Origin of the sequence: Lentzea fradiae (genome assembly GCF_900100955.1) — a bacterium.
Lineage (GTDB): Bacteria > Actinomycetota > Actinomycetes > Mycobacteriales > Pseudonocardiaceae > Lentzea > Lentzea fradiae.
Genome location: NZ_FNCC01000005.1, coordinates 305,036 through 328,250, shown reverse-complemented (window position 1 = coordinate 328,250; position 23,215 = coordinate 305,036). Strand labels below are relative to the sequence as shown.

The following is a 23,215-nucleotide window of genomic DNA, read 5'->3' as shown; positions in this document are numbered from 1 at the left end:
CTAAACGACATGGGGGACGTTCGTGCGCAAAATTGTTCTCGCGCCGCTGTGCGCGCTGGTCACGATCGGTGTGGCTGCGTGCAGTCCGTCAGGTCCCGAGCAGACCAACCCGGAGCTGGCCCCGCGCGGCACGACGATGACGAAGGTCAAGCCGACGAGGCAGGACCTGACGACCAAGCTGACCATCGCGGGCAAGGTCGAGATGAACCCGACGTTCGGGCTCGTCGCCCCGGTCGCGGGCCAGGTCAGGTACTTCGACGTCGCGACGCCCACCGCCACGCCGACCAAGCCCACCAGGGTGGCGACGGTGTGGAAGGACGGCGCGCCGCACTACGTGGAGGCGCCCGCGGGGTCGACGTTCGGCGGCCGGCTGGTCGACGACAAGGCGACGGTGACCGAGGGAATGCCGGTCGCGTCGGCCAAGCACGTGGGCTACGCGCTGGTCGGCGACATCGACGGCACGCAGGCGTACAAGATCAGCGGTGCGCTCACCGACGTGACGGCGCAGATCAAGAACGGGCCCGGCCCGTTCCCGTGCACCGTGCTCGGCACCGTCGCCGCGCTGCCGCAGGGCACCGTCCCGGAGAAGCCCACGCAGACGCCGGAGACCAGGACGCAGGGCACCGGCGAGCAGCAGGCTCCCCCGCAGCAGCAGCGCAACGAGGAGCCGCAGCAGCAGCCGACCTCGCCGACCGGCCTGCGCGTCGTGTGCACCGCTCCCGCGGACGTGCAGATGATCAACGGCGCCACCGCGTCGATCGAGGTCACCACCGGCAAGTCCGCGCAGGCGCTGGTCGTCCCGGTCGAGGCCGTCGCGGGCCAGCAGGGCAGGGGCAAGGTCGACGTGCTGCAGGAGGACGGCACGCGCCGCACCGTCGACGTGGTGCTGGGTCTCACCGACGGCAAGGTCGTCGAGGTCAAGTCCGGTCTCACCGGCGACGAGGAGCTCGCGGTGCCCGGCCCGAACCTGCCGGAGCCGAAGCAGGGCGACGACGCCAAGCCGGCCGGGTCGTGATGACCGCGCCCCAGATGACCGACGCGACCGAGATCATCCGTCCGCAGGCACCGCTGCTCCAGCTCACCGGCATCACGAAGGTCCTGAAGGGGCAGGAGGAGCCGCGCACCATCCTGTCCGGTGTGGACCTCACCGTCCACGCGGGCCAGAGCGTGGCGATCCTCGGCCGCTCCGGCTCCGGCAAGTCGACGCTGCTGAGCCTCATCGGCCTGTTCGACCGCGCCGACTCCGGCGAGTACCTGCTGAACGGCAACGACATCACGCGTGTCGCCGAACGCAGGGCGGCGGCGCTGCGCAGCGCCGAGTTCGGGTTCGTGTTCCAGCGCTTCTTCCTGCTCAAGCACCTCACCGCGGCGCAGAACGTGGCGATGGCGCTGGTGAACGGCCAGGGCTGGTCCGCGCGCCGCAAGCGCAGGCAGCAGGTGATGGAGGCGCTGGAGCAGGTCGGCATCGCGCACCTCGCGAAGAGCAAGCCCACCCGGCTCTCCGGCGGTGAGCAGCAGCGCGTGGCGATCGCCCGCGCCCTGGTCCGCAAGCCGCGGATCATCCTCGCCGACGAGCCGACCGGCGCGCTCGACACCGAGACCGGCAACCTCGTCGTCGAGGTGCTGCTCAACACGACCAGGCAGGGCTGCGGGCTCGTGCTGGTCACCCACGACCACGACCACGCGCGCAAGATGGGCCGCGTGCTGGAGCTGCGCGACGGGCGGTTCAACTGATGTTCTCCGGCAAGTTCCGGTCCGCCGTGGTCATCGGCGGACAGGGCATCCGTGCCCGGAAGCTGCGCACGTTCCTGTCGATGGTGTCGCTGTTCCTCGGCGTGCTCGCGATCGTGACCGTCCAGGCGGGCTCCGAGATCGCCGAACGCGCGATGCTCACCGACGTCGAGCTGCAGTTCGGCAAGGACGGCACGCTGACGGGCTACATCCCCGGTGAGAAGGGCGCGACGGGCATCGTCGAGTCCACGCTGCGGGGCCGTGACGACGCGGTCGCGATGATCAGCTCACGGGCGGTCATCGGCGAGCCGGGCGTGCGCCCGATCAACGACGGCGGCATGCCGTTCAAGTACGCGGGCCAGGGCCGCGGCGACTACGGCCCGCGGGTGTTCTGCGACGAGAACGGCTGCGAGGAGGTGAAGGCGGAGGAGAAGAAGCCCGACGGCCAGGCCATCGACGTCTCCCTCGTCGCGCTCACCGGCGACATCCGCCCGTTCAAGCCGTTCCGCCCGGTCTCCGGCAGCTGGCTCGACTTCACGAGCGCCCCGTCCCTCGCGCCGCGGATCGTGCTGAACGAGGAGGCCGCGTTCGGCCTGAACACCTACAAGGTCCCCGGCGAGATGATGATCACCGGCGCGTCGCACCACGTGACGCCACAGATCGTCGGCGTGGTCGCGGACGGCGACTCCTCCCCGCGGGTCTACATGCGGCTCGACGAGCTGCGCACCTGGATGCCGACCACGGTCGAGCCCACCAGGGCCCAGCGGTTCCAGGGCGGCGGCACGAGCCTGGAGGTCTTCCTCAAGCCCGGAAGCGACGAGCTGGTCCGGCTGCTGCAGGCCAAGCTGGTCGGCGCCGGCATCTCCCAGGACCAGCTGCACTTCAACACGATCGACCACAAGGAGCGGATGGAGTCCCAGCTGAAGATCATGCGGCTGATCTTCCTGGGCATGGCGTTCCTGGTGCTGCTGATCGGCGTCGCGGGCATCCTGAACGTCGGCCTCGCCACCGTCGGCGAACGGGTCGAGGAGTTCGCCCTGCGCCGCGCGGTGGGCATGTCCCGGATGCTCCTCGCTGGCATCGTGCTCGCCGAGACCCTGCTCACCGGCCTGCTGACGGCGGCGATCGCGATCGGCGCGGGCGCGGCGGGACTGCAGGTGGGCCTCATGCTGTTCGGCAGCCGCTTCCCGTCGCTGGAGGGCACCACGTTCCCGTGGGAGGCGGGCGTCGCGGGCGTCATCGCGGGCCTGGTCGCCGGTGTGCTGGGCGGGCTCATCCCGGCCGTGCGGGCGGCGCGGATCCCGATCGCCACGGTCATGCGGGCATGAGAGACCTGCGAGCCTGAGTCCTTCCGGCTCGTTGCCCGCGAAGCCCCGGACCGCGCGGGAGAGGCGGACCGGGGCTTCGTGCCGTTCGCAGGCGCTCAGCCGTTGAACTCGTCCGGGTTCGGCCCGATGCGGCCACCGCGGTCCAGAGTGGACAGCGCGGCCAGCTCGGCGTCGTCCAGCTCGAAGTCGAACACCTCGATGTTCTGCCGGATCCGCTCCGGCGTGACGGACTTCGGGATGACGACGTTGCCGATCTGCAGGTGCCAGCGCAGCACGACCTGGGCGGCGGACTTGCCGTGCCTGGCGGCGATCTCGGTGACCACCGGGTCGTTCAGCAGCTCGCCGCCCTGGCCGAGCGGTGACCACGCCTCGGTGTGGATGCCGTGCTCCGCGTGGAACGCGCGCAGGTCGGCCTGCTGCAGGTACGGGTGCAGCTCCACCTGGTTGACCGCGGGGGCGACGCCGGTCTCCTCGACCAGCCTGCGCAGGTGCGCGGGCTGGAAGTTGGAGACGCCGATCGCGCGGACGCGGCCCTCCTCCCGCAGCTGCACGAACGCCTTCCAGGTGTCGACGTAGAGGTCGCGGGCCGGGGTCGGCCAGTGGATCAGGTAGAGGTCGAGCACGTCGAGGCCGAGCCTCTTCATCGACTCGTCGAACGAGCGCAGCGTCTTGTCGCGGCCGTGGTCGGCGTTCCAGAGCTTGGTGGTGACGAAGATGTCGTCGCGGTCCACATCGGACTGCGCGATGGCCTTGCCGACGCCGCTCTCGTTGCCGTAGGCGGCCGCGGTGTCGATGCTGCGGTAGCCCGCCCGCAGCGCCTCCGCGACGGCGGGGGTGGCCTCGGCGTCGGGGACCTGCCAGACGCCGAAACCGAGCTGGGGCATGGTGATGCCGTTGGTGAGCTTGACGTTGTCCAAGACAGTTCCTATCTGGTGTTCACGGGATCAGCGTCGGTGCGGTGCCGCCGTCGACGCGCAACGCGGCACCGGTCGTCGCGGACGACAGGTCCGACGCGACGTAGGTGATGAGGTTCGCCACCTCGTGGGGGCGGATCAGGCGGCCCAGCAGCAGGGTCGGACGTTCCGTGCGGACGAACTCCGCCTCGCCGCCCTCCCCCACGCGGTCGCGGATGAACTCCTCGACGCCCGGCGTGAGGGTCGGGCCGGGCAGCACCGAGTTCACCGTGACGCCCGTGCCCTTGACCTCCTGGGCCATGCCGCGGGAGATCGCCAGCTGGGCGGTCTTCGTCATGCCGTAGTGGACCATCTCGGTGGGCGTGAAGACGGACGACTCGCTGCTCACGAAGATCACCCGGCCCCAGCCGCGGCCGACCATGCGGGGCGTGTAGTGGCGGGCGAGCCGGACGCCGGACATGACGTTGGTGTCGAAGAACCGCTGCCACTCGGCGTCGTCGATCTCGAACACCGGCTTGGCACCGTAGATGCCCAGGTTGTTGACCAGCACGTCCACGTCCGGGACCTGTCCGACCAGCTCGGCCACGCCCTCGGCGGCCGAGATGTCGGACGCGACGCCGCGCACGTCGCCGTGGGCGCTGAGCTTGCCCACCGCCTCGGCCACGCGCTCCTGCGAACGGCCGCTGACGACCACGCGCGCACCCGCCTTGAGCAGGGCTTCCGCGGTGGCGAAGCCGATGCCCGCGGTGGAGCCCGTCACCAGTGCCGTGCGTCCCGACAGATCCATTGTTCTCCCCGGTAGACTTGTTGAAGACGATTACAAGCGTACGCAATAGTTGCAGACGCTGTCTATTCGAGGAGGGTTGAGCCATGTCACTGGACGACGACGCCGTCCAGACGCGCGCGCAGGGCTGGCGCACGCTCGCGGCACTGCACGCGCGCATCGAGGACCGCCTCGAACGAGCGCTGCAGAAGGCCCACCAGCTGTCGGTCAGCGAGTACACCGTTCTCGACGTCCTCAACCGTCAGGACGGTTTCCACCTTCGGATGAACCAGCTCTCCAACGCGGTCGTGCTCAGCCAGTCGGCCACGACGCGGCTCGTCACCCGGCTGGAGGACCGCGGCCTGCTGGCGCGCTACCTCTGCCCCACCGACCGGCGCGGCATCTACACCGAGGTCACCGAGCAGGGCCACGCGCTGCTCGCCGCCGCCCGTCCCACGCACGACGAGGTGCTCGCCGCGTCGCTGGAGGAGGCGGCCGGAGTGCCCGAGCTCAAGCCGCTCGTCGACGCGCTCGCCAGGCTGTAGCCGCACCACTCGTTCGGACTAAGGTGCGTCCCATGCCCGACACGCAGTACGAAGACCTGCTCCGCCACGTCCTGAAGGAAGGTGTGCGCAAGCAGGACCGCACCGGCACCGGCACCCGGTCGATCTTCGGCCACCAGCTGCGCTACCCCCTCGCCGCCGGCTTCCCGCTGGTCACGACGAAGAAGGTGCACTTCAAGTCGATCGCGTACGAGCTGCTGTGGTTCCTGCGCGGCGACTCGAACGTGCGGTGGCTGCGGGAGCACGGAGTGTCCATCTGGGACGAGTGGGCCTCCCCCGAGGGTGAGCTCGGCCCCGTCTACGGCGTGCAGTGGCGTTCGTGGCCGACCCCGGACGGCGGGCACGTCGACCAGATCGCGCAGGTCCTGGAGACGCTGCGGACGAACCCGGACTCGCGCCGCATCATCGTCTCCGCCTGGAACGTCGGCGAGATCCCGCAGATGGCGCTCCCGCCGTGCCACGCGTTCTTCCAGTTCTACGTGGCCGACGGCAAGCTGTCGTGCCAGCTCTACCAGCGCAGCGCCGACCTGTTCCTGGGCGTGCCGTTCAACATCGCCTCCTACGCCCTGCTCACGCACATGATCGCCGCGCAGACCGGGCTCGGCGTCGGTGACTTCATCTGGACCGGCGGCGACTGCCACATCTACGACAACCACCTGGAGCAGGTCGAGCTGCAGCTCAGCAGGGACGCCCGCGAGTTCCCCACGCTGAAGCTCGCCCAGGCACCCAGCCTGTTCGACTACCGCTACGAGGACTTCGAGGTCGTCGGCTACGACCCGCACCCCGGCATCAAGGCGCCGGTGGCGGTGTGATCGGCCTGATCTGGGCCCAGGCGGCCAACGGCGTGATCGGCCGCGACAACGCCATCCCGTGGCACGTCCCCGAGGACATGAAGCACTTCCGTGAGACGACGGCGGGCGCGGCCGTCCTCATGGGCCGCCGCACGTGGGAGTCGCTGCCGCCGCGCTTCCGCCCGTTGCCGGGCCGGCGCAACCTAGTGCTGTCGCGCACGCCGCAGGAAGGCGTGGAGACGTTCGACTCGCTGGAGAAGGCGCTCGCGGACGTCACCGGCGACGTGTGGGTGATGGGCGGTTCGGCCGTCTACGCGGCGGCGCTGCCGTTCGCCGACCGCGTCGAGGTCACCGAGATCCGCGAGGAGTTCGAGGGCGACACCTACGCGCCTCCGGTCGGCCGTGAACCGGTCAGCGTCGGCAAGTGGCGGGAGTCGAGCAGCGGGCTGCACTACCGGTTCGTCCGCTACTGATATAGCCAGCCCAGGCTGTTCAGTTTAGGCTGGCTTTCATGACGGATCCGGCCGAGCTGAACCAGCGGCTGCGCGTGGTCACCCAGCGGCTGCGGCGCAGGCTGCAGAACGAGTCGTCGGTGCGGGACCTGACCGCCCCGCAGGCGTCGGCGCTGGCCCGGCTGCTGGTGCTGGGCGAGCCGTCGACCGCGAGCAGGCTGGCGGGCGCGGAGAACGTCAAGCCGCAGTCCATGGCGAAGACGCTCGCCGCCCTGCACGAGCAGGGCCTCATCCGGCGCTCGCCCGACCCTGACGACGGGCGGCGCACCCTGATCAGCCTCACCGAGGCGGGCCAGGCCGCCGCCAGGGGCGCGCGGGACCACCGGCTCGGCTGGCTCACCGAGACCCTCGCCCACCGCTTCACCGACTCCGAGCGGCGAGTGATCGCCGAGGCCGTCACGCTGCTGGAGCGCGTGGTGGACGAATGAGCGGGTTCGACCGCCGCCTGATCACCCCGCTGGTGGCGGGCGCGGTCCTGAACCCGGTCAACACGACGATCCTGTCCGTCGCGCTGGTGCCGATCGGCCTCGCGCTCGGCGAGCCGCCGTCCGCCGTCGCGTGGCTCGTGACGTCGCTCTACGTCTCGACGGCGATCGGCCAGCCGGTGGCGGGCCTGCTGATCGACCGCTACGGCCCCCGCAGGCTGTTCCTGCCCGCGACGGCACTGGTCGGCGTCGCGGGCGCACTGGGCACCGTCGCCCCGAACCTCGCCGTCCTCGTGGTGGCCCGCGTGCTGCTCGGCCTCGGCACCTGCGCCGGCTACCCCGCCGCGATGCGCCTGCTGCGCGACGAGGCCGACCGCACCGGCGAGGACAGTCCCGGCGGCGTCCTCACGATCCTCGCCGTCGCCACCCAGACCACGGCGGTGATCGGCCCGCCGCTCGGCGGCGTCCTGATCGACCTCGGCGGCTGGCGCACCACCCTCGCGATCAACGTCCCGCTGGCGCTCGCGGCGTTCGTGCTGGGCTGGCGCCACTTCCCGCGCGACCGCGCCCCGCGCCGCCCGCAACGCACCCGGTCGTTCACCCTGAGCGGCCTGAACGCCCCGCTGCTGGTCACGTACTTCCGCGCGATGCTGTCGAGCGTCGTCGCGTACGGGTTCATCTACGGGTTCACGCAGTGGCTGCAAGCGGGCAGGGGGTTCTCCGCCGGTGAGTCGGGCCTCGTCCTGTTACCCCTGTTCGCCACCGCCATCGTGGTCGCGGCGGTGTCCGGGCGCAGCGAGGCGTTGCGCGCCCACCTCGTCCTGGGCTCCGCCGGGCAGGTGGTCGTCTGCCTGCTGATGCTCACCCTGACCCCGGCCAGCCCGCTGTGGCTGATCCTGCTGGTCACGCTGGTCAGCGGTGTGCCGCAGGGCCTCGTCAACCTGGCGTTGCAGCACGCCGTCTACCGCCAGGCCGACCCGGCACGCGTCGCCGGCTCGACGGGCATGATGCGCACGTTCCTCTACGTCGGCGCGATCGCGGTGGGCGCCGTGCAAGGGGTGGTGTTCGGCGACCGGGTCGACACCGACGGGCTGCGGGAGCTCACCGCGGTGCTGCTCGGGGCGAGCGTGGTGTTCCTGCTGGTCAACGTGTTCGACAGGTCGCTGAGCCGACCACGGGAGTAACCAGTAAGCCGAGGTCCACCGACCACACGGGGAGGACGAACCCCTCGTCGGTCTCCGGCCAGAAGCCGGAGAGGTAGTTCTCGACGATCCCGGCAAGCGGCGCGTCCGGATCGACCTTCGCCCCGAACGGCAGCGTCCGCCTCGTCACCGAGGCAGTCGAGCACCGCAACTGCAGCGCCTGCGCGTCGTACCAGACGTAGAACACAGCGGTCCTGCCCATCGCCGCCACACGGGCACTCAGCAGGCGCGCGGTCTCCTCGAACGCGGCGACGACGTCCGCCACCGATGGCGACTCGCCCTCCGCGGTCCCGAGGATCCACATGTTCTCCATCGCGTGCTTGTCGACGTCCCGTCAAGCACCAATCGCGATCGTCGCGCAGCGGCGATGAACACCCCGGCCCGGCGAGGCAGTGGGCGAGACGAGACCACCGACTCAACCGGCGAGGTCACCGACGCCCCCCGAACTCCCACTCGTACACCTCAACAGCGTCATACCGCCCGGCTGTCAGCACGCCACCCGGGTCATCCGACCGCACCAACGCCGCCGTCCCAAGCCACGCCACACCGTCGTCAGACAGCAGCGGCCCATACGCGACCAACTCGTCCACCCGGCGCGGCACCAGATCCGCAGGCTCTCCCTCCCCGAACCCGAGCACGAGGTGCCCACCACCTTCACGACCGCCGGGAAAGTCCCACATCGTCCGCCCGAGCACGTTGCGCCACCGGCGCAGCAGGACGTCCCGGTAGGCACCGGCCTGGTAGCACGGCTCGTCGAAGGCGAACGCCCGCGCCGCCGCCGCACTGGGCACGTCCACGACGTGGACGCTGCCGGTGAGCACGCCGCCGGAGAACGTCGGGCCGCGGGCGATCAGCTCGAAGCGGTCCATGTAGGACCAGTGCTCTTCGAGCAACCGCTGCCGCAGCGGCATCGACCCCGGCCGGTCCCGGTGGTGGCAGAGGAACTCCACGGCTACCGGCGCCGCGCCCGTGCGTGCCACGCCTCCACGATCAGCTCCTCCAGCTCCCCCACCGCGATGTGCTCCAGCCGCACGAGCACCGCCGGGTACCCGTGGAAGTGCGGCGTCGTGAAGTAGACGGACCCGTCCGAGGCGAGCAGCGCCTCCTTGGCCCCCAGGTCCGGCACCCGCGCCGCCAGGATCGGGCCGGACGGCGCGGTGGGGCCCAGTGCCGCGAGGTCGGTCCCTCGCAGCGGCCGTTCCCAGACGAAGAGCTTCTCCTTGACCCGCCAGTCGACGACGCCCTCGCGCACCCGTTCCGTCACGTCGGGCATGGAGGTGGCGATCCTGTGCACGTCGTCCCAGGTGGCCATCGCGAAGCTCCTACAGGTGGTCCGGCGGACGCTGCTGCTCGGCCAGGAACCGTTCGAACTCGGCGCCCAGTTCGTCCGCGCTGGGGATGTCGGTCGTCCCCACAGTCTGGATGAAGGCGTCGTACTGCCGCTCGAGCGCTTCCACCACCTGGGCGACCTCCTCCGACTCCGCGACCTGGCGGTGGATCTCCGCGTCGGCGGTCTGGGCGGCGTCGATCAGGGACCCGATCGGCAGGGCGAGGCCCGTGGCGCGGGCGACGGCGTCGAGCAGCGTCACGGCGGCCGTCGGGTACTGCGACTGGGCGAGGTAGTGCGGCACCTGGGCGGCGAAGCCCATCGCGTCGTGGCCCGCCTGGCCGAGGCGCAGCTCCAGCAGGCCCGCCACGTTGCCGGGCACCTGCACGCGGTTGAAGAACGGCTGGTACTCCGAGACGAGCTCGGGACGGGTCGCGTGGCCGATCACGTTGAGCGGCCGGGTGTGCGGCACGCCCATCGGGATGCCGTGGAAGCCCAGCGTGAGGCGCACGCCCCAGCGGTCGACCAGCTCGCGCACCGCGACGATGAACGCCTCCCACGAGCGGTCCGGCTCGGGACCCTTGAGCAGCAGGAACGGGTGGCCCGCGCTGTCCCACAGCAGGTGCACGACCAGCTCCGGGGCGGCGTAGTCCTCCCAGTGGTCGGTCGCGTAGGTCATCAGCGGCCTGCGGGACCGGTAGTCGATCAGGCCGTCCACGTCGAAGCGGGCGATGACGCGGCTCTCCAGGGTCTCCAGCAGGTGCTCGGCGAGCAGCCGTCCCGCCGCTCCCGCGTCCATGAAACCGTCGAAGTGGTGCAGCAGCACCGTGCCCGTCAGGTCCGGCACCTCCGAGTCCACCTCGTACAGGTTCTCCGGGTCCACCGCACGCCTCCTGAAGCAATCGTTCCTGTCTTGTCCAAGCCAACCATGTGGACACGGAACTGATTCCGCACGGGTCGATTAGCCCATACGGACCGTGTGCGCGCATCACCCCACGGGTACTCCCACGCGGTGTACAGGCGCTGGATCACGCGTGGAGCTCTGGTCGCGGCCGTTCTCGTCGTGCTCGGCGCGGCCGTGTTCGCCTTCGGGCAGCTCAAGCCGTTCGGCTCGGCCGGCGAAGAGGAGACGATCGACCGCAGCCAGCCCGCGGTGCTGAAGTCGGTGCGCGACCTCAGCCAGTTCCACGCCGCCGCGGGCGAGTTCCAGGTCGTGCTCGACATCGAGAACGACGTGAAGTGGGTGCCCGCGGCACTGGCCGGCGAACGGACGTTGTTCGTCGCGGCCGGATCCGTCAACGCCTACGTCGACCTCGGGAGTCTGCAGGACGACGGTCTCATCGTGTCACCGGACGGCAAGTCCGTCGAGATCCGGTTGCCGCAGCCGCGGCTGGACAGGCCGAACCTGCACCACGACAGGTCTTACGTCTTCAGCCAGGAACGCGGCCTGATCAACGACCTGCAGGCGCTGGGCGGAGCCCCTGACCAGCAACGGTTCTACGTCGCGGCGGAGGCGAAGCTGGCGGAGGCGGCGAAGTCGTCGGAGCTGCTCGAGCGCGCGGAGGACAACACCCGCGTGATGCTGACGGGGATGCTGCAGTCGTTGGGGTTCCAGGTGAAGGTGACCGGCGACTGACTCGCGCGAACCGGACGGGGCCCTCGCCGCGAACGTCAGGCGGTGACACGACCTCTCCGGGATAGGATCCGCCGGTGGAAGACGATCTGATGGCGTGGGCGCCCGCTCCGGGCGCCGGGCGGGCACCCGAGATCGCGCTGCCCGGCTACAGCGGTTTCCGCGTGATCGCCCAGGGCGGCGAGGGCACGATCTACCGGGCCCGCCAGGACGGTCTGGGCCGCGACGTCGCCGTCAAGGTGTTGCAGGTGACCGACCCGGCCACGGTGGCGAGGTTCCGCCGCGAGCTGGCGATCACCGTCGAGCTCGGCCGCCAGCACCCGCACATCGTCACGGTCCTCGACACCGGCACGCTGCCCGACGGCCGTCCGTGCATCGTCATGGAGTTCCACGAACGCGGCTCGCTGCACGACCGGCTGCGCGCCCTGGGTCCGTTGCCCGTGCAGGACGTCGTGTCCGCGGGCATCGCGGTGGCGGACGCGCTGGCGTTCGCGCACGGCCAGGGCATCCTGCACCGCGACGTGAAGCCGCAGAACGTCCTGGTGCTGCCGACTTCCTACGTGCTGGCCGACTTCGGCATCGCGCGCGGCGCCGACGCGGGCCACTCCGCGTCGCTGCAGATGGTCAGCTACCGGCACGCCGCGCCGCAGATGATCGAGGGCGCCACGCCGTCGTTCGCCGACGACATCTGGTCGCTGGGCTCGACGCTGTTCATGTTGCTGGAGGGCAAACCCCCGTTCGCCTCCGACAACCCCGACGAGGACACGCTGCTGTCGTACGTCGGCAGGGTGAGCACCGCGGAACCCCGTCCGCTGACCCGGTTCGACGTGCCCGCGTCGCTCGTCGCCGTCCTCAACCGCTGTCTGCGCAAGGACCGCGCCGACCGCTACAGCTCGGCGCTGGAGCTGCGCGACGCGCTGATGGCGGTGCGATCCGGTGCCGCGGTGTCCGTTGTGGACCCCGACTCGACGGCGATGCTCGGCGAGCGCGTGGAGTTCTTCCCCGAGGGCCCCACGGAGGCGCCCGGCTTCGGCCCGCGCGGGTACGTTCCCGAACCGGAGCCCGAACCCGCCCCGGAACCCGAGCCCGACGACTCCTGGCAAAGCCGGCTGGAGGACCTGACCTACCGGCGGCACGACCTCCCGGCCGCGCCGCCCGCACCTCCTCCGGTCGCGGTGCTGCCGACCGTCGGCCTGCCGCCGCCGGAGCCGATGACGGCACCGGTGCGCAAGGCCAGGCGCGGCGGGCTGCTCGCGCTGCTGGGCGTCGCCGCGGTGACCGCCGGTGTCGTGGTCAGCCTGCTCCTCGCCCGCCCGGACGACCGTCAGCAGGCGCAGCCGCCCGTCACCACCACCACGACACTGCCCGTGCCGACCTCGGAGACCGCCGACGCGGGACCGCCGCCGAACAGCGACCCGAGGTTCATGCCGGTGCTCAAACGCGCGGAGTACCGCGGGAAGACGATCGAGCTGGAGTGGAGCGACCCGAGCGACGGCGGGGCCGAGTTCGTCGTCATCGACGTGACCGGCGAGAAACCGGTCGCGGTGACCAGGGTGACCGGTGGCGGCACGCAGTACGTGATCGACGACGGCGGCGGCGCGCGAAGGTGCTTCCAGATCGCGGCGTTCGGTTACAGCGGGGAGCGCGGCAGCTCCGCGAAAGTCTGCGCCACCAAGAACTGACGTTTCGAGACCCCGTTGTTGCGCGTGCACGGACTGGCGTACGGTCCCCGGCGTGCAAAGCGCTCGTTACGCCGGCCCTCCGTTGTTCGCCCGTGGACACAACCGCCGAACAGTCGCGCTGGCAGCCGTTCCGCTCGTCATCGGGATCGGGATCGGGCTGCTGATCGGGGGTGGCTTCGACTCCCCGACACCCCGGGGCACGGACACAGCGGCCACACCGCGCAACGAGCCCGTCCAGCTGGAGTACAGCGACATGCCGTGCGACCCCGGCTCGTCCGTCCTCGTCCTGCACTCGCTGGAGGGGGCGATGTCGGCGGAGGAGGTCAAGGTGCTGCTGGACTACGAGGCGCTGTGGGTGCGGTACCGCTCCGCCGCGAACCCCGCGCTGCGCGACCAGAGCGCGTTCCTGAGCAGGCGGGACGACGTCTGCACCGCCATCGTCCCCGACGACACCCGGTTCGCCCAGTTCATCTGGGTCGGGCCGTTCCCGTCGGTGGTGGCGCCGGGGTTGTGCGACGCGCTGCTGAAGGTGCCGGGCCGCAACTGCATCGCCGCCCAGGTGGTGCGCTGACCCCGATGGCGCGCTGACCCCGGTGCGGTTCGTTCCGTGCCGTACCACCAGCCGCGGTTCCGTCCAAGCACGCTCCCAGAAACAGCGCTGTCCGTAACGCCCCACCCGCTCGCGACTCTCTTTCGTGTTTCCCGCCGGGTACGCGGGGGCCCCGCGTACCTTCTGCTCGAACGCGGGGCCCCCGCGTCCTATAGCCACGTCACGCGGAGGCAGCGGTGAACACTGGTGGATGACGCGCGGGCGGGTGGGAAAGGGAGCGGCGGGCCAGGGCATGTGGCGCGGCGCTCAGCGGCGGGCCAGGGCAGCTGGCGCAGCGGTCAGCGGCGGAACAACGGCCTCGGGTCGACCGCCCACACCAGGCGGCGCCACCAGGAAGCCTTGTGCCGCACCGCCTTGCCCACCTGGCGGGCGAGCTGCCAGCTGTCGTCCCGCCGCACCGGCCGGGGTCCGAAGGCCGCCTCGTCGACGAGCACGGCGAGCCGCTGCCCGGCGTCGCCCCAGTCGCGGCCGACGTCCGGCACGGTGCGGCTGGGCCGCGGCCTGAGACCGGCGAGCTGCAGCGAGTCGAGCACCTCGTTCCACGCTCCCACCGGTCCGGCTGCCCGCAGCCGCAGGCGGCGTGACGTCCGCGCCACGTAGAGGACGAGCAGCACCAGCACGGGCGAGAACACCCAGAGCGGGAAGCTCCCCGGCTCTGCGGGCGCCGCCGCATCCGGTCGCACGGCCGACGGCTGCACCAGCGGCGGCACCGACGCGAGCGTGGTCGGCGTGGGCTTCGCCGTGGTGGACGCGAGCCGGTTCAGCACCTCGCGTTTGGACGCGGCGCTGGGCCCGCTGTCGTTGCCCGACACCGGGTCGAACGGCACCCAGCCCCAGCCGCTGAAGTACACCTCCGGCCAGGCGGTGGCGTCGGCGGCGCGCACGATCCGTTCGCCGTCCTGCTCCGGCACCGGCTGGAACCCGACGACCACGCGCGTCGGCAACCCGACCGCCCGTGCCAGGACAGCGAAAGCCGACGCGAACTGCTCCGCGGTGCCCGCTCCGGCCCCGGACTCGCCTTCCGCGCCGAACAGGAACGTCTCCAGCCGCGCGTACGACGACCCGACCGGCGCCTCGGCGTCCGGGCGCCTGTTGAGACGCACGACCTGTTCCAGCGCAACGGCTTTCTCGTACGCCGTGCGCGTGTTGACCGTCGCCTGCCGCGCGTACTCGGCCAGGGTGAAGGGCAACCGCGGCAACGCCGTGTACCTGGTCGCGTTCGCCGGGACCTGGGCCTCGGCGAGATCGGCGTCGGCGGGCGTCTCCACGACCCCGCGGACCGTGTAGCTCAGGCCGGTCCGGAGTCCCTCCGCCAGCACCAGCGACCCGCTGTCCGGGTCGACCATGGCGTTGCTGAGCGACACCGCCTGCGGCTTGCCGACACCGGGCAGCCACTCCCCCTGCAACCCCGTGATCCGCAGGTCGGCGCTCGCGTCCCGGAACTTCCCTCCAATCGGCAGGTCCGGCGGGTCGACGACGCCGAGCGGCCCGTAGGTCGCGGCGGCCTCCCAGGACGCGCCGGTGTAGCGGCTGAGCGTGACCAGGCGCACCGGGACCTCGGGGCCGCGCATCCGGAACAGCTCCGCGTCCCCCTGCGCCGCCCACGAGGCGAGCTGCGGCAACGGGTTCGTGATCGCGATGTTGGTGACCGGCGGCTTGACGAGCTTGCGGGGCTCGAAACCGTTGGTGGGCAGGACGAACGTCAGCAACGTCAACGCCGCCAACGCCGTCGCGAGCACCGCGGGCGGCACGACGGGCCCGCGCCGGTCGATGATCACCCAGCCCAGCGACAGCAGGACGACGAGCGCCAGCGCGACCAGCCCGTACCGGTCCGCACGGCCCGTCGTCAGCAACGCCGCCGACACGTACAGCACGGCCACGCCGAGCGCCGGCACGAACAACGCCGTGCCGCGCTTGGTCACCGACAGCACCGTCGCCGTCGAGACACCGATGATCAGCAGCAGGCCGGACACGAGCAGCTCGGGCGTCGCCGGGGCCGGGCGGGCGGCGGTGAGCAGGCGCGGCACGGTGTCCAGCAGGACCCAGGCCGGATCTCGCTCGGGAGACGCGCCCTTGGCCGCGAAGAACCCGCCCGTCATGGCGAGCACCATGACCGCGAGCCCGGCCAGGCCCGCCGGGACGAGCCGGGTGAGCGACAGGGCCAGGAACCCGGTGAGGGCCGCGAGTCCGAAGTAGACGGTCGCGCCGTCCCAGGCTTGGGCCAGCTGGAGGGAGGCGACGAGGAGGAGGGCGCAGACCCACGCGTACTTCAGCACGGGCCCGCCTCCCGGTGAGAGCCCGCCTCGGAGCCGGCGCGCGTCCGCAGAGCCGCGGCACCGCGACTCGGCGCCACCACCGCCGCACCACCGCGCCCCGGCGCCATCCGCGTCAGCCTCATCGCGCCACCACCGCGTTCCACGAGTCCACCAGGTCCTCCGCCCTGGTCCCGCTGAGCACCAGCACCGACCCGGCCGCGCCTGCCGGGCGCTTCTCGTCCACCACCAGCAGAACGCCGAACGCGGCGCGCCCCGCCTCCAGCAGCAGAGCGGGGACCGCCGTGCCGCTCACCACGGCCACCACGTCCAAGTCGCGCACCGGCACGGTGGGGCGGCCGTCGGTGTCCCGCAGCTCCAGGTCGGCCAGTGCCGCGAGGATCGGGGCGGAGTCCTGGTTCTCCTCCAGGTCGGTGCCGCCGGACGACGTCAGCAGCCGCACCGGGTGGCCCTGTTCCAGCGCCGCGGTGACCAGGGACGCGGCCACCTCGACGGCCTCCTCGAAGCGTTGTCCGTCCGAATAGGACGAACGGGTGTCGTCCAGCAGGACGGCGAGGTGCGGGCGGGCCGGGTCGGCGTCCTCGCGGATCATCAGCGTGCCGGTGCGCGCGGACGTCGCCCAGTGCAGGCGCCTCAGGTCGTCGCCCGGCACGTACTCGCGCAGGCCCACCAGGTCCGTGCCGCCGCGTTCCACGCGTTCGTCGGCGCCGACCTGGCCACGGCGGGCGCCGGAAGGCAGGCCGCGCACCGGCAGCACGCGCGGTACGACGCGCACCCGCACGACCTCACCGAGCACCGTCCGCGCCTGGGCCAGGCCCGCGACTCCTTTGCGGCGCAACGTCAGCGGGCCCACGTCGAAGACGCCGCGGCGTTCGGTCGGGATGGCGTAGTCGACCGCCTCGACCGTGCCCGGCTTGAGCAGCGGCACGTCCACGGACATGGGCGTGCCCGCGACCATGTCCACCGCGTCGAGCGCCACGGGCCAGCGGCCGGTGGCCGACAGCTCCAGGCGTCCGCTGCACCGGGCGAGCCGCGGCACGGTGCGCGGGCGGACGGTGCGCGACACCGACAGCGGTGAGGCGACCAGGACCGAGACGGCCGAGGCGACCACCAGCGCCGTGAGCGCGAGGCCGAACGCGGCCATTCCCGCATAGCGCCACCACAGGCCCACGCCGAGCATCAGCAGGCCCAGCACCGCCGCACCGGTGCCGCGCAGGGTGAGTCTCATGGTGCCGTGGAGCTGGGTGCCGCCGGCTTGGGCACCGGCACGCGCGAGAGCACGTCGGCCAGCACCTCGGACGTCGTCACCCCCGCCAGCACGCTCTCCCTGGTGAGCACCAGGCGGTGCGCCAGCACCGGGTCGGCGATGTCCTGGACGTCCTGCGGCACCACGAAGTGCCTGCCCTTCGACGCCGCGTACACCTGGGCGCAGCGGACCAGCGTCCGCAGGCCGCGGGTCGACGTGCCCAGGCGCAGCCGGTCGTCGGTGCGGGTGCCCGTGCCCAGGGCGGAGATGTAGTGCAGGATCGGGTCGGCGACGTGCAGCTGCGCCAGCCGTTCGCCGAACGAGCTGACCTCGCGCGGCGACGTCACCGTGCGCACGTCGGCGATCTTGCCCGCGCCGCTGCCGGGCCGCAGCACGTCGAGCTCGTCCTCGGCGGACGGGTAGCCGATCGACGTGCGGATCATGAACCGGTCGAGCTGCGCCTCCGGCAGCCGGTACGTGCCGTCGAGGTCGATCGGGTTCTGCGTCGCCACCACCAGGAACGGGTCGGGCACCGCGTGGCCGACGCCGTCGATCGTGACGGTCCGCTCCTCCATGACCTCCAGCAGCGCGGACTGCGTCTTCGCCGCGGCGCGGTTGATCTCGTCGGCCAGCACGATGTTCGCGAACACCGGGCCCGGCCGGAACCGGATCTGGCCGGTCTGCGGGTCGTAGACGGACGTGCCCGTGACGTCGGACGGCAGCAGGTCCGGCGTGAACTGCACGCGCCGGGAGATGCCGCCCAGCGCGCCGGCGACGGCCCGCGCGAGCGTCGTCTTGCCGGTGCCGGGCACGTCCTCGAGCAGCACGTGGCCGCCCGCGAACATCGCCACCAGCACCAGGTCGACCACGTCGCGCTTGCCGCGCACCGCGGCCTCCACCGCGTCGCCGAGCCGCGTGTGCAGGTCGCGGAACGCCGAGACCTCACCGGTGTCGATCACTTGTCCTCATCCCTCCGAACACCGATGCGCAGCAGGAACGCGCACACCAGCAAGCCCAGCCCGCCCGCGCCCATCGGCGCGGTCTCCACCGACGCGGGCATCCTCTTCGGGATGCAGTTCGGCTTCCCGTTGCACTCGTCGTAGGTGAAGTTCAGCACCCGCGCGGCCGAGTCGACCTGCCCGGCACCGCTCGCCGCGAAGGCGCGCACGACGATCGAGTTGCTGCCCTCCTCCAGGAAGACCGTCGCCGTCGTCGCGTTGCAGGCGATGGGCTCGCCGTACCCGTACGTCTTGTTCACCAGCTCGCAGCGGCCGTTGTGGGTCGCCCAGTCCGCGGGCGGCGCGAGCGTCAGGGTGCGCGTCTGCATGAGACGGCCGCCGCTGGCCCCGGTGATCACCGTGGCGCCCGCGGTCGGCAGCGACGGCGGGGGCGGCGTCGTGGTGGTCGTCGGTGGCGGCGTGTAGGGCGGGGTCGTCGTGGTGGTCGTGGGCGGCGGGGTCGTCGTGGTCGTGGTGGGCTGCGGGGTGTTCGGGGGCTTCGTGGTCGTGGTGGCCGGTGCGGTCACCGTGAACGCGGCCATGCCCGCCGCACCGGCCTGCGTGGCGGTCGACGCGCGCACCGTCACGTCCAGCCTGCCGCTCGTGCAGAACGTCGAACCCGCACAGGGGATGGAGAGCTCGGACGACGTGCCGGCGACCTGGGCGGAGACCGTGCCGCCGCTGAACGAGCCGGAACCCGTCACCGTGTAGCCCACGACCGGGTCGGCCGACGCGGCCGCGGTCCAGCTCACCGTCACGACCAGAGCGGAGGAGCTGCGGGACTTCTCGCGCACCGTCACGCCCGCGGGCGCGGCCGGACCGGCACCGCCGGACGCCGACGACGGCGGCGCCGTGGTCGTCGGAGGCGCGACCTCCGTCGTCGAGCCGTTGCCGTTGTTCGTGTTGCCCGGGTAGCGCGGCGGCTTCACCGGCTCGCTCGGGTTCGGCGGCGGGGGCGGCGGCGGGGGCGGCGGCACGGACGGGGGCGGCGAGCGGTCCGGGTCCTTCACCGGCAGCTCGGGGCTGCGGATCGTGAGCGAGCGCGTCGCGCCGTCCGGGTCGACCAGCACGCCCGTCGACGAGCCCGGCACGTTCACGAACAACCGGCCGTCGTCGAACACCAGCTCCGGGTCGGACCCGCCGGACGTGCGGATGTCGTCGCCGCCGCGCTTGCCGCCGCGGTCGAGGATGATGACCTTGCCGGAGCCCTTGCACGGCACGTAGACCTTGTCGCGGAACACCGCGGGCCGCCCCGGTTTCGGGCAGCCGTACGCGGTCACGTCGACGCGGAGCACCTGGCCGTCGACGACGAGCACGACCACCGACGAGTCCGGCACCGACGCGGGCACCAGGTCCGTGGGCGCGCGCTGGGCGGCGATCACCTCGGCGTCGGTGCGGTCGGTCGACCTGGACACGTCCGCGCCGGTGCCGTCGCGCACCACGACACCGCCGTCGAGACCGATCAGCGTCACGCCCTGGTCGTGCGGCACGAGAACGGTGCGCGGCCCGGCTCCCTCGACCTGCCGGTGCGAGCGCTCGCGGAACCGCTCCTCGTCGTCCAGCCAGTCGAGCGAGCGCAGCGTGCCGCCGTGGTCGACCAGCCACAGCACGCCGCCCTCGTCCACGACGGCGTCGGCGAGGGGCTGCCCCGCCTCCCACACCGACCCGATGTCGGCCAGCGTCAGCGGGTCCGCGGTGTGCACGGTGCCGGCGGCGCGGTCGACGACGAACACCATCCCGTTGGACACCAGCACCTTGCTCGTCGCACCGGGCGGCGCCTGGCGGCGGCCGGACGCGAGCAGCGTGGCGAGGTCGATGACGGTGATCTCGCCGGTGCGCCGGTTCAGGACGATCAGCCTGCCGTCCTCCTGCGCGATCTCCAGCTGCGAGTCGGGGCCGCTGATCTGCAGGCGCGTCTGGGGCTTGCCGGACACCGGGTTGACCTGCACGACCTCACCGCGCTGGTCGTCGCCCAGCCAGGTGAGCCCGTCCGACACCGCCACCGACGTGCGGGAGATGCCCTGCCCGAGCGCGGCGCCCGCGAGCACCAGCACGCCGAGCAGAGCGGCGACGAAGCTCGCCGACTCCCGTCCTCCCCCGGAGACGACTCGCCCGATCCGGTGCCACCAAGTCATGAGCGCCCCTCCCTCGCCGCCGGGATGCTAACCCCCGCCTAGGACAGCTTCGGACGGCGCACGGTTCCCGGTTCGCCCGGTCAGCCAGGTGGCCGACATCAGGAAAACCTATGAGGCAGCCGGACAATCCACAGATCCTTGATGACGCTGCCCCGATCCGCTCAGCGCGCTCCGCCGAACAGCCCACTCGCGACACGTCCAAGTCTTGCTCCGCGCGGTGGGCCGCACCTGAATAAAGTGGGGAACATGGAGATCCCCGGCATGGGACTGGCCAGGCAGGCACTCGGCGCCGCGATCGAGACGACGGCCGCCGCGGCGGCGGTCCCCGGCCGCGTGCTGAGCCTCATCGGCGAGGTCGAGCAGCTCGTCCGCAGGGTCAACGGCACGATCGACGCGGTGGACGGCGTCGTCGCGAAGGCCGAGGACCTGGTCGACAGGACCGGCAACGTGGTGGCGGACGCCGAGAAGGCCGTGGACGAGGTCCGCGCGATCACGGCGGGCGCCGCCGACATCACCGAGGGCGCCGCACGGGTCGTCGCGAAGGCCGACCGCACCGCGCAGTCCGCCGGTGAGCTGATGGACGTCTACGGGCCGCTCGCCCAGCGGGCCCACCCGCTCGCGCAGCGGTTCGTGGAGGAGCTGTCGCCGCAGGAGGTCGAGGCGGCGATCAAGCTGATCGACGAGCTGCCGGTGCTCACCGAGCACCTGACCAGCGACATCCTGCCGATCCTCGCCACCCTCGACAAGGTCGGTCCCGAGCTGCACCAGCTGCTCGAGGTCACCAACGACATGCGCCAGGCGATCCTCGGCATCCCCGGCTTCGCGTTCATGCGCCGCCGCGGCGAGAAAAAAGAGGAAGAAGAAGGTGTGACAGTCGTCGAAAACGGGTAACCCCGCCGCCATGACGGCTCACGCGCGCGCGGACCAGCTCACCTGGTGGCTGCTCTGCACCACCTTCGGCCTGCTGGCGGCCACGAACGCCGGCCTGGCGATCACGGAGAGAACGACCTGGCCCTACGCGCTCACGGCGCTGATGGCCGCCGCGAGCGCGTGGTGTGCCAGACAGGCCCTCAGACCTGCCCCGTCCGCTGGTGCGTCACGTTCGAAGGCGCCCCGGACCGGAACGTTCGAACCCGGAACGTCGCGGCTTTCTCGTCTGGGAGCGTGACCAGCCCGAACGACGTGACTCAGCAGTTCCGCACGCCCGGCCTGACCTCGACCAGGTAGCCGTCCTCGTCCGACGCGCGGTCCTCCCGGGTGACGAGATCCCGTTCGCGTGCTCCATCCCCGATCCCGAGCTTCCCGGACGTGCCGAGGCAGCACGTTTCCCAGGGGCGGTATCGGCGCCGTAGCGGATAATGACCGGGGTGTTCGACCTCCACCGGCTGCGCCTGCTGCGCGAGCTCTCCCAGCGGGGAACGCTCGCGGCGGTCGCGCAGGCGTTGAACTACAGCCCGTCCTCGGTGTCGCAGCAGCTGTCCCTGCTGGAGAGCGAGGTCGGCGTGCCGCTGCTGGAACCGGTCGGGCGGCGGGTGAGGCTGACGCCGCAGGCCGAGATCCTGGTGCGGCACACCGAGGACGTCCTCACCCGGCTGGAGCGGGCGGAGTCGGAGATCGCCTCGTCGCTGCACGACGTCACCGGCACGCTGCGGGTCGCGACGTTCCAGACCGCCGCGCTGGCACTGATCCCGGCGACCCTCGCCCGCATGCGCGACGCACACCCGGCGCTGCGCATCGAGTTCCAGGTGCTCGACCCCTCGGAGGCGTTGTCCGCCTTGAACGCCAGGGACTTCGACCTCGTCTTCGCCGAGGAGTGGCCGGACCAGCCGGAGGCGCGGTTCGCCGCGCTCGACTACCGGGAGCTGCACCGGGACCCGATCCGGCTCGCCGTCCCGCGTGGCCTGCCGGTCGAGGAGATCGCCGGCTACCCGTGGATCATGGAACCGCCGGGCTACCCGCAGCGCACGTTCAACGTGCACTGGTGCCGCCACAACGGTTTCGAGCCGGACATCCGCTTCTCCTCGACCGACGTGCTGGTGAAGCTGCGGTTCGTGGAACGGGACCTCGCGGTCGGGCTCATCCCGGACCTGGTCTGGTACGAGCGCGAGGTCACCGTCGACCTGCACGAGCTGCCGGTGCCGATGTCCCGGCTGCTGTTCACTGCGGCACGGGCAGGACGAGGTCCTCATCCCGCCGTGCGGGCGTTTCGCGAGGCGCTCGCGCTGGCAGTAGCGCCGCTCCAACTCCGGCCGTGATCACCAGCGCCACGCCGAGCAGCGACACCGCGCTCAGGTGCTGGCCGAGCAGGACCGCTCCCGCCAGCGCCGCCGCTGCCGGTTCGAGCGCGAGCACGACGCCGAACGTGCTGGGGCGCAACGACTTGAGTGCCCGGATCTCCAGCGTGTAGGGCAACGCGGACGCGAGCAGCGCGACCAGCGCCCCGAGCAGCAGGATCTTCGGCTCGAACAACGTGGCACCCGCCGTCGACAACCCGTACGGCAAGGTGAGCGCCGCCGAGATCAGGCTGGCACCCGCGAGCCCACCGGTGCCGAGCCCGGCCGTGGCGATCTTGCGCCCGGCGAGGATGTAGCAGGCCCAGAACACCGCGGCGATCAGCGCGAGGGCGACGCCGACGAGGTCGAGCGCCGCGCCGGTGTACTCCCGCACGCCGAGGACGCCGATGCCGGCGAGCGCCAGCGCGACCCAGACGAAGTCCCGCGCCCGGCGGCTCAGCACCGCCGCGAGCCCCAGCGGCCCGAGGAACTCGATCGTCACGGCCACACCGAGCGGAATCCGGTCGAGTGCGAGGTAGAACGTGCCGTTCATCCCGGCCATCGTCATGCCGAGCACGAGCGTCTCCGGCCGGAACTTCGGCCGCGCCACCACCGCGAGCATCAACGCCGCGATGCCGAGCCTTAACGCCGTGGCTCCCGGCGCGCCGATCTCCCCGAAGAGCCGGCTGGCGAACGCCGCACCGACCTGCAGGGAGATGACGGAACCGAGAACGAGGAAAACGGGCATGCGCACAGCCTTGTTGACCAGGTCTCTTCGGTACAGCGCATGTTTGCGAGCGATATCGTTC

Annotated in this window: 24 protein-coding genes; 13 read left to right on the top strand and 11 right to left on the bottom strand. The window is 71.8% G+C overall.

Going from position 1 to position 23,215, the window contains the following annotated elements; all coding sequences use genetic code 11:
* The first annotated feature begins 22 nt into the window (after positions 1-22).
* Genes BLT23_RS13685 through BLT23_RS13675 form a run of 3 tightly spaced genes read left to right on the top strand, consistent with a single transcriptional unit; the run spans position 23 to position 3,059 of the window.
* A complete protein-coding gene (locus BLT23_RS13685; protein WP_090049064.1) occupies positions 23-1,015 on the top strand; it encodes an efflux RND transporter periplasmic adaptor subunit in 993 nt (330 codons plus the stop codon).
* A gap of 14 nt (positions 1,016-1,029) precedes the next feature.
* The gene (locus BLT23_RS13680; RefSeq protein ID WP_090049469.1) at positions 1,030-1,734 is read left to right on the top strand and encodes an ABC transporter ATP-binding protein; all 705 of its coding nucleotides are present in this window, start codon (positions 1,030-1,032) and stop codon (positions 1,732-1,734) included.
* Positions 1,734-3,059, top strand: a complete 1,326-nt coding sequence (locus BLT23_RS13675) for an ABC transporter permease (protein WP_090049063.1) — start codon at positions 1,734-1,736, stop codon at positions 3,057-3,059. The genes BLT23_RS13680 and BLT23_RS13675 overlap by 1 nt, the downstream gene beginning before the upstream one ends.
* A gap of 95 nt (positions 3,060-3,154) precedes the next feature.
* On the opposite strand, the gene BLT23_RS13670 is transcribed toward BLT23_RS13675, so the two are convergent.
* Both BLT23_RS13670 and BLT23_RS13665 read right to left on the bottom strand, forming a co-directional pair.
* Positions 3,155-3,943: an aldo/keto reductase gene (locus BLT23_RS13670; protein WP_090049467.1), complete on the bottom strand. Its 789-nt coding sequence runs from the start codon at positions 3,941-3,943 to the stop codon at positions 3,155-3,157.
* A gap of 52 nt (positions 3,944-3,995) precedes the next feature.
* On the bottom strand, positions 3,996-4,760 hold the full coding sequence (locus BLT23_RS13665; protein ID WP_090049061.1) for an SDR family NAD(P)-dependent oxidoreductase: 765 nt from the start codon (positions 4,758-4,760) through the stop codon (positions 3,996-3,998).
* Between the two features lie 83 nt (positions 4,761-4,843).
* On the opposite strand from BLT23_RS13665, the gene BLT23_RS13660 reads away from it, so the two are divergent.
* The 5 genes from BLT23_RS13660 to BLT23_RS13640 are packed head-to-tail and all read left to right on the top strand — an operon-like array spanning position 4,844 to position 8,211.
* On the top strand, positions 4,844-5,281 hold the full coding sequence (locus BLT23_RS13660) for a MarR family winged helix-turn-helix transcriptional regulator (protein ID WP_090049059.1): 438 nt from the start codon (positions 4,844-4,846) through the stop codon (positions 5,279-5,281).
* Between the two features lie 32 nt (positions 5,282-5,313).
* Entirely contained in the window at positions 5,314-6,111 is a 798-nt protein-coding gene (locus tag BLT23_RS13655) for a thymidylate synthase (protein WP_090049056.1), read from the top strand.
* Positions 6,108-6,563 carry a dihydrofolate reductase gene (locus BLT23_RS13650; protein ID WP_090049054.1) on the top strand — a complete coding sequence of 152 codons (456 nt, stop codon included), beginning with the start codon at positions 6,108-6,110 and terminating at the stop codon, positions 6,561-6,563. Before BLT23_RS13655 ends, BLT23_RS13650 begins: the two co-directional genes overlap by 4 nt.
* Before the next feature lie 38 nt (positions 6,564-6,601).
* Positions 6,602-7,030 carry a MarR family winged helix-turn-helix transcriptional regulator gene (locus BLT23_RS13645; protein ID WP_090049052.1) on the top strand — a complete coding sequence of 143 codons (429 nt, stop codon included), beginning with the start codon at positions 6,602-6,604 and terminating at the stop codon, positions 7,028-7,030.
* Positions 7,027-8,211, top strand: a complete 1,185-nt coding sequence (locus tag BLT23_RS13640) for an MFS transporter (protein ID WP_090049050.1) — start codon at positions 7,027-7,029, stop codon at positions 8,209-8,211. Before BLT23_RS13645 ends, BLT23_RS13640 begins: the two co-directional genes overlap by 4 nt.
* Here BLT23_RS13640 and BLT23_RS13635 read toward each other — a convergent pair.
* From BLT23_RS13635 to BLT23_RS13620, 4 genes are all read right to left on the bottom strand, one after another.
* Entirely contained in the window at positions 8,171-8,533 is a 363-nt protein-coding gene (locus tag BLT23_RS13635; RefSeq protein WP_176946732.1) for a hypothetical protein, read from the bottom strand. The genes BLT23_RS13640 and BLT23_RS13635 overlap by 41 nt on opposite strands.
* A 124-nt stretch (positions 8,534-8,657) precedes the next feature.
* Positions 8,658-9,209: a YciI family protein gene (locus BLT23_RS13630; RefSeq protein WP_342713658.1), complete on the bottom strand. Its 552-nt coding sequence runs from the start codon at positions 9,207-9,209 to the stop codon at positions 8,658-8,660.
* The gene (locus BLT23_RS13625; RefSeq protein ID WP_090049047.1) at positions 9,182-9,541 is read right to left on the bottom strand and encodes an MmcQ/YjbR family DNA-binding protein; all 360 of its coding nucleotides are present in this window, start codon (positions 9,539-9,541) and stop codon (positions 9,182-9,184) included. The genes BLT23_RS13630 and BLT23_RS13625 overlap by 28 nt, the downstream gene beginning before the upstream one ends.
* 10 nt (positions 9,542-9,551) lie before the next feature.
* Positions 9,552-10,439 (bottom strand): proteasome assembly chaperone family protein, encoded by an 888-nt coding sequence (locus tag BLT23_RS13620; RefSeq protein WP_245743932.1) that lies wholly within the window; start codon positions 10,437-10,439, stop codon positions 9,552-9,554.
* A gap of 129 nt (positions 10,440-10,568) precedes the next feature.
* On the opposite strand from BLT23_RS13620, the gene BLT23_RS13615 reads away from it, so the two are divergent.
* From BLT23_RS13615 to BLT23_RS13605, 3 genes are all read left to right on the top strand, one after another.
* Positions 10,569-11,192: a DUF4230 domain-containing protein gene (locus BLT23_RS13615; protein WP_090049045.1), complete on the top strand. Its 624-nt coding sequence runs from the start codon at positions 10,569-10,571 to the stop codon at positions 11,190-11,192.
* 74 nt (positions 11,193-11,266) lie between these two features.
* Positions 11,267-12,871, top strand: coding sequence for a serine/threonine-protein kinase (locus tag BLT23_RS13610; protein ID WP_090049043.1), 1,605 nt, complete (start codon positions 11,267-11,269; stop codon positions 12,869-12,871).
* 52 nt (positions 12,872-12,923) lie between these two features.
* Positions 12,924-13,442, top strand: a complete 519-nt coding sequence (locus BLT23_RS13605) for a hypothetical protein (protein WP_143035926.1) — start codon at positions 12,924-12,926, stop codon at positions 13,440-13,442.
* A 317-nt stretch (positions 13,443-13,759) separates the two neighbouring features.
* On the opposite strand, the gene BLT23_RS13600 is transcribed toward BLT23_RS13605, so the two are convergent.
* The 4 genes from BLT23_RS13600 to BLT23_RS40695 form a co-directional block, all read right to left on the bottom strand.
* Entirely contained in the window at positions 13,760-15,757 is a 1,998-nt protein-coding gene (locus BLT23_RS13600) for a transglutaminase TgpA family protein (protein WP_090049038.1), read from the bottom strand.
* A gap of 118 nt (positions 15,758-15,875) precedes the next feature.
* Entirely contained in the window at positions 15,876-16,982 is a 1,107-nt protein-coding gene (locus tag BLT23_RS13595; protein ID WP_245743931.1) for a DUF58 domain-containing protein, read from the bottom strand.
* Positions 16,979-17,959, bottom strand: a complete 981-nt coding sequence (locus tag BLT23_RS13590) for an AAA family ATPase (protein ID WP_090049036.1) — start codon at positions 17,957-17,959, stop codon at positions 16,979-16,981. The genes BLT23_RS13595 and BLT23_RS13590 overlap by 4 nt, the downstream gene beginning before the upstream one ends.
* Positions 17,956-20,133 (bottom strand): NHL repeat-containing protein, encoded by a 2,178-nt coding sequence (locus BLT23_RS40695; protein ID WP_090049035.1) that lies wholly within the window; start codon positions 20,131-20,133, stop codon positions 17,956-17,958. The genes BLT23_RS13590 and BLT23_RS40695 overlap by 4 nt, the downstream gene beginning before the upstream one ends.
* Before the next feature lie 246 nt (positions 20,134-20,379).
* Here BLT23_RS40695 and BLT23_RS13580 point away from each other — a divergent pair, with 246 nt between their 5' ends.
* Both BLT23_RS13580 and BLT23_RS13570 read left to right on the top strand, forming a co-directional pair.
* Positions 20,380-21,024 (top strand): hypothetical protein, encoded by a 645-nt coding sequence (locus tag BLT23_RS13580; protein ID WP_090049033.1) that lies wholly within the window; start codon positions 20,380-20,382, stop codon positions 21,022-21,024.
* Between the two features lie 476 nt (positions 21,025-21,500).
* Positions 21,501-22,388 carry a LysR family transcriptional regulator gene (locus tag BLT23_RS13570; protein ID WP_090049458.1) on the top strand — a complete coding sequence of 296 codons (888 nt, stop codon included), beginning with the start codon at positions 21,501-21,503 and terminating at the stop codon, positions 22,386-22,388.
* Here BLT23_RS13570 and BLT23_RS13565 read toward each other — a convergent pair.
* On the bottom strand, positions 22,291-23,154 hold the full coding sequence (locus BLT23_RS13565; protein ID WP_090049460.1) for an EamA family transporter: 864 nt from the start codon (positions 23,152-23,154) through the stop codon (positions 22,291-22,293). The genes BLT23_RS13570 and BLT23_RS13565 overlap by 98 nt on opposite strands.
* Positions 23,155-23,215: the final 61 nt, after the last annotated feature.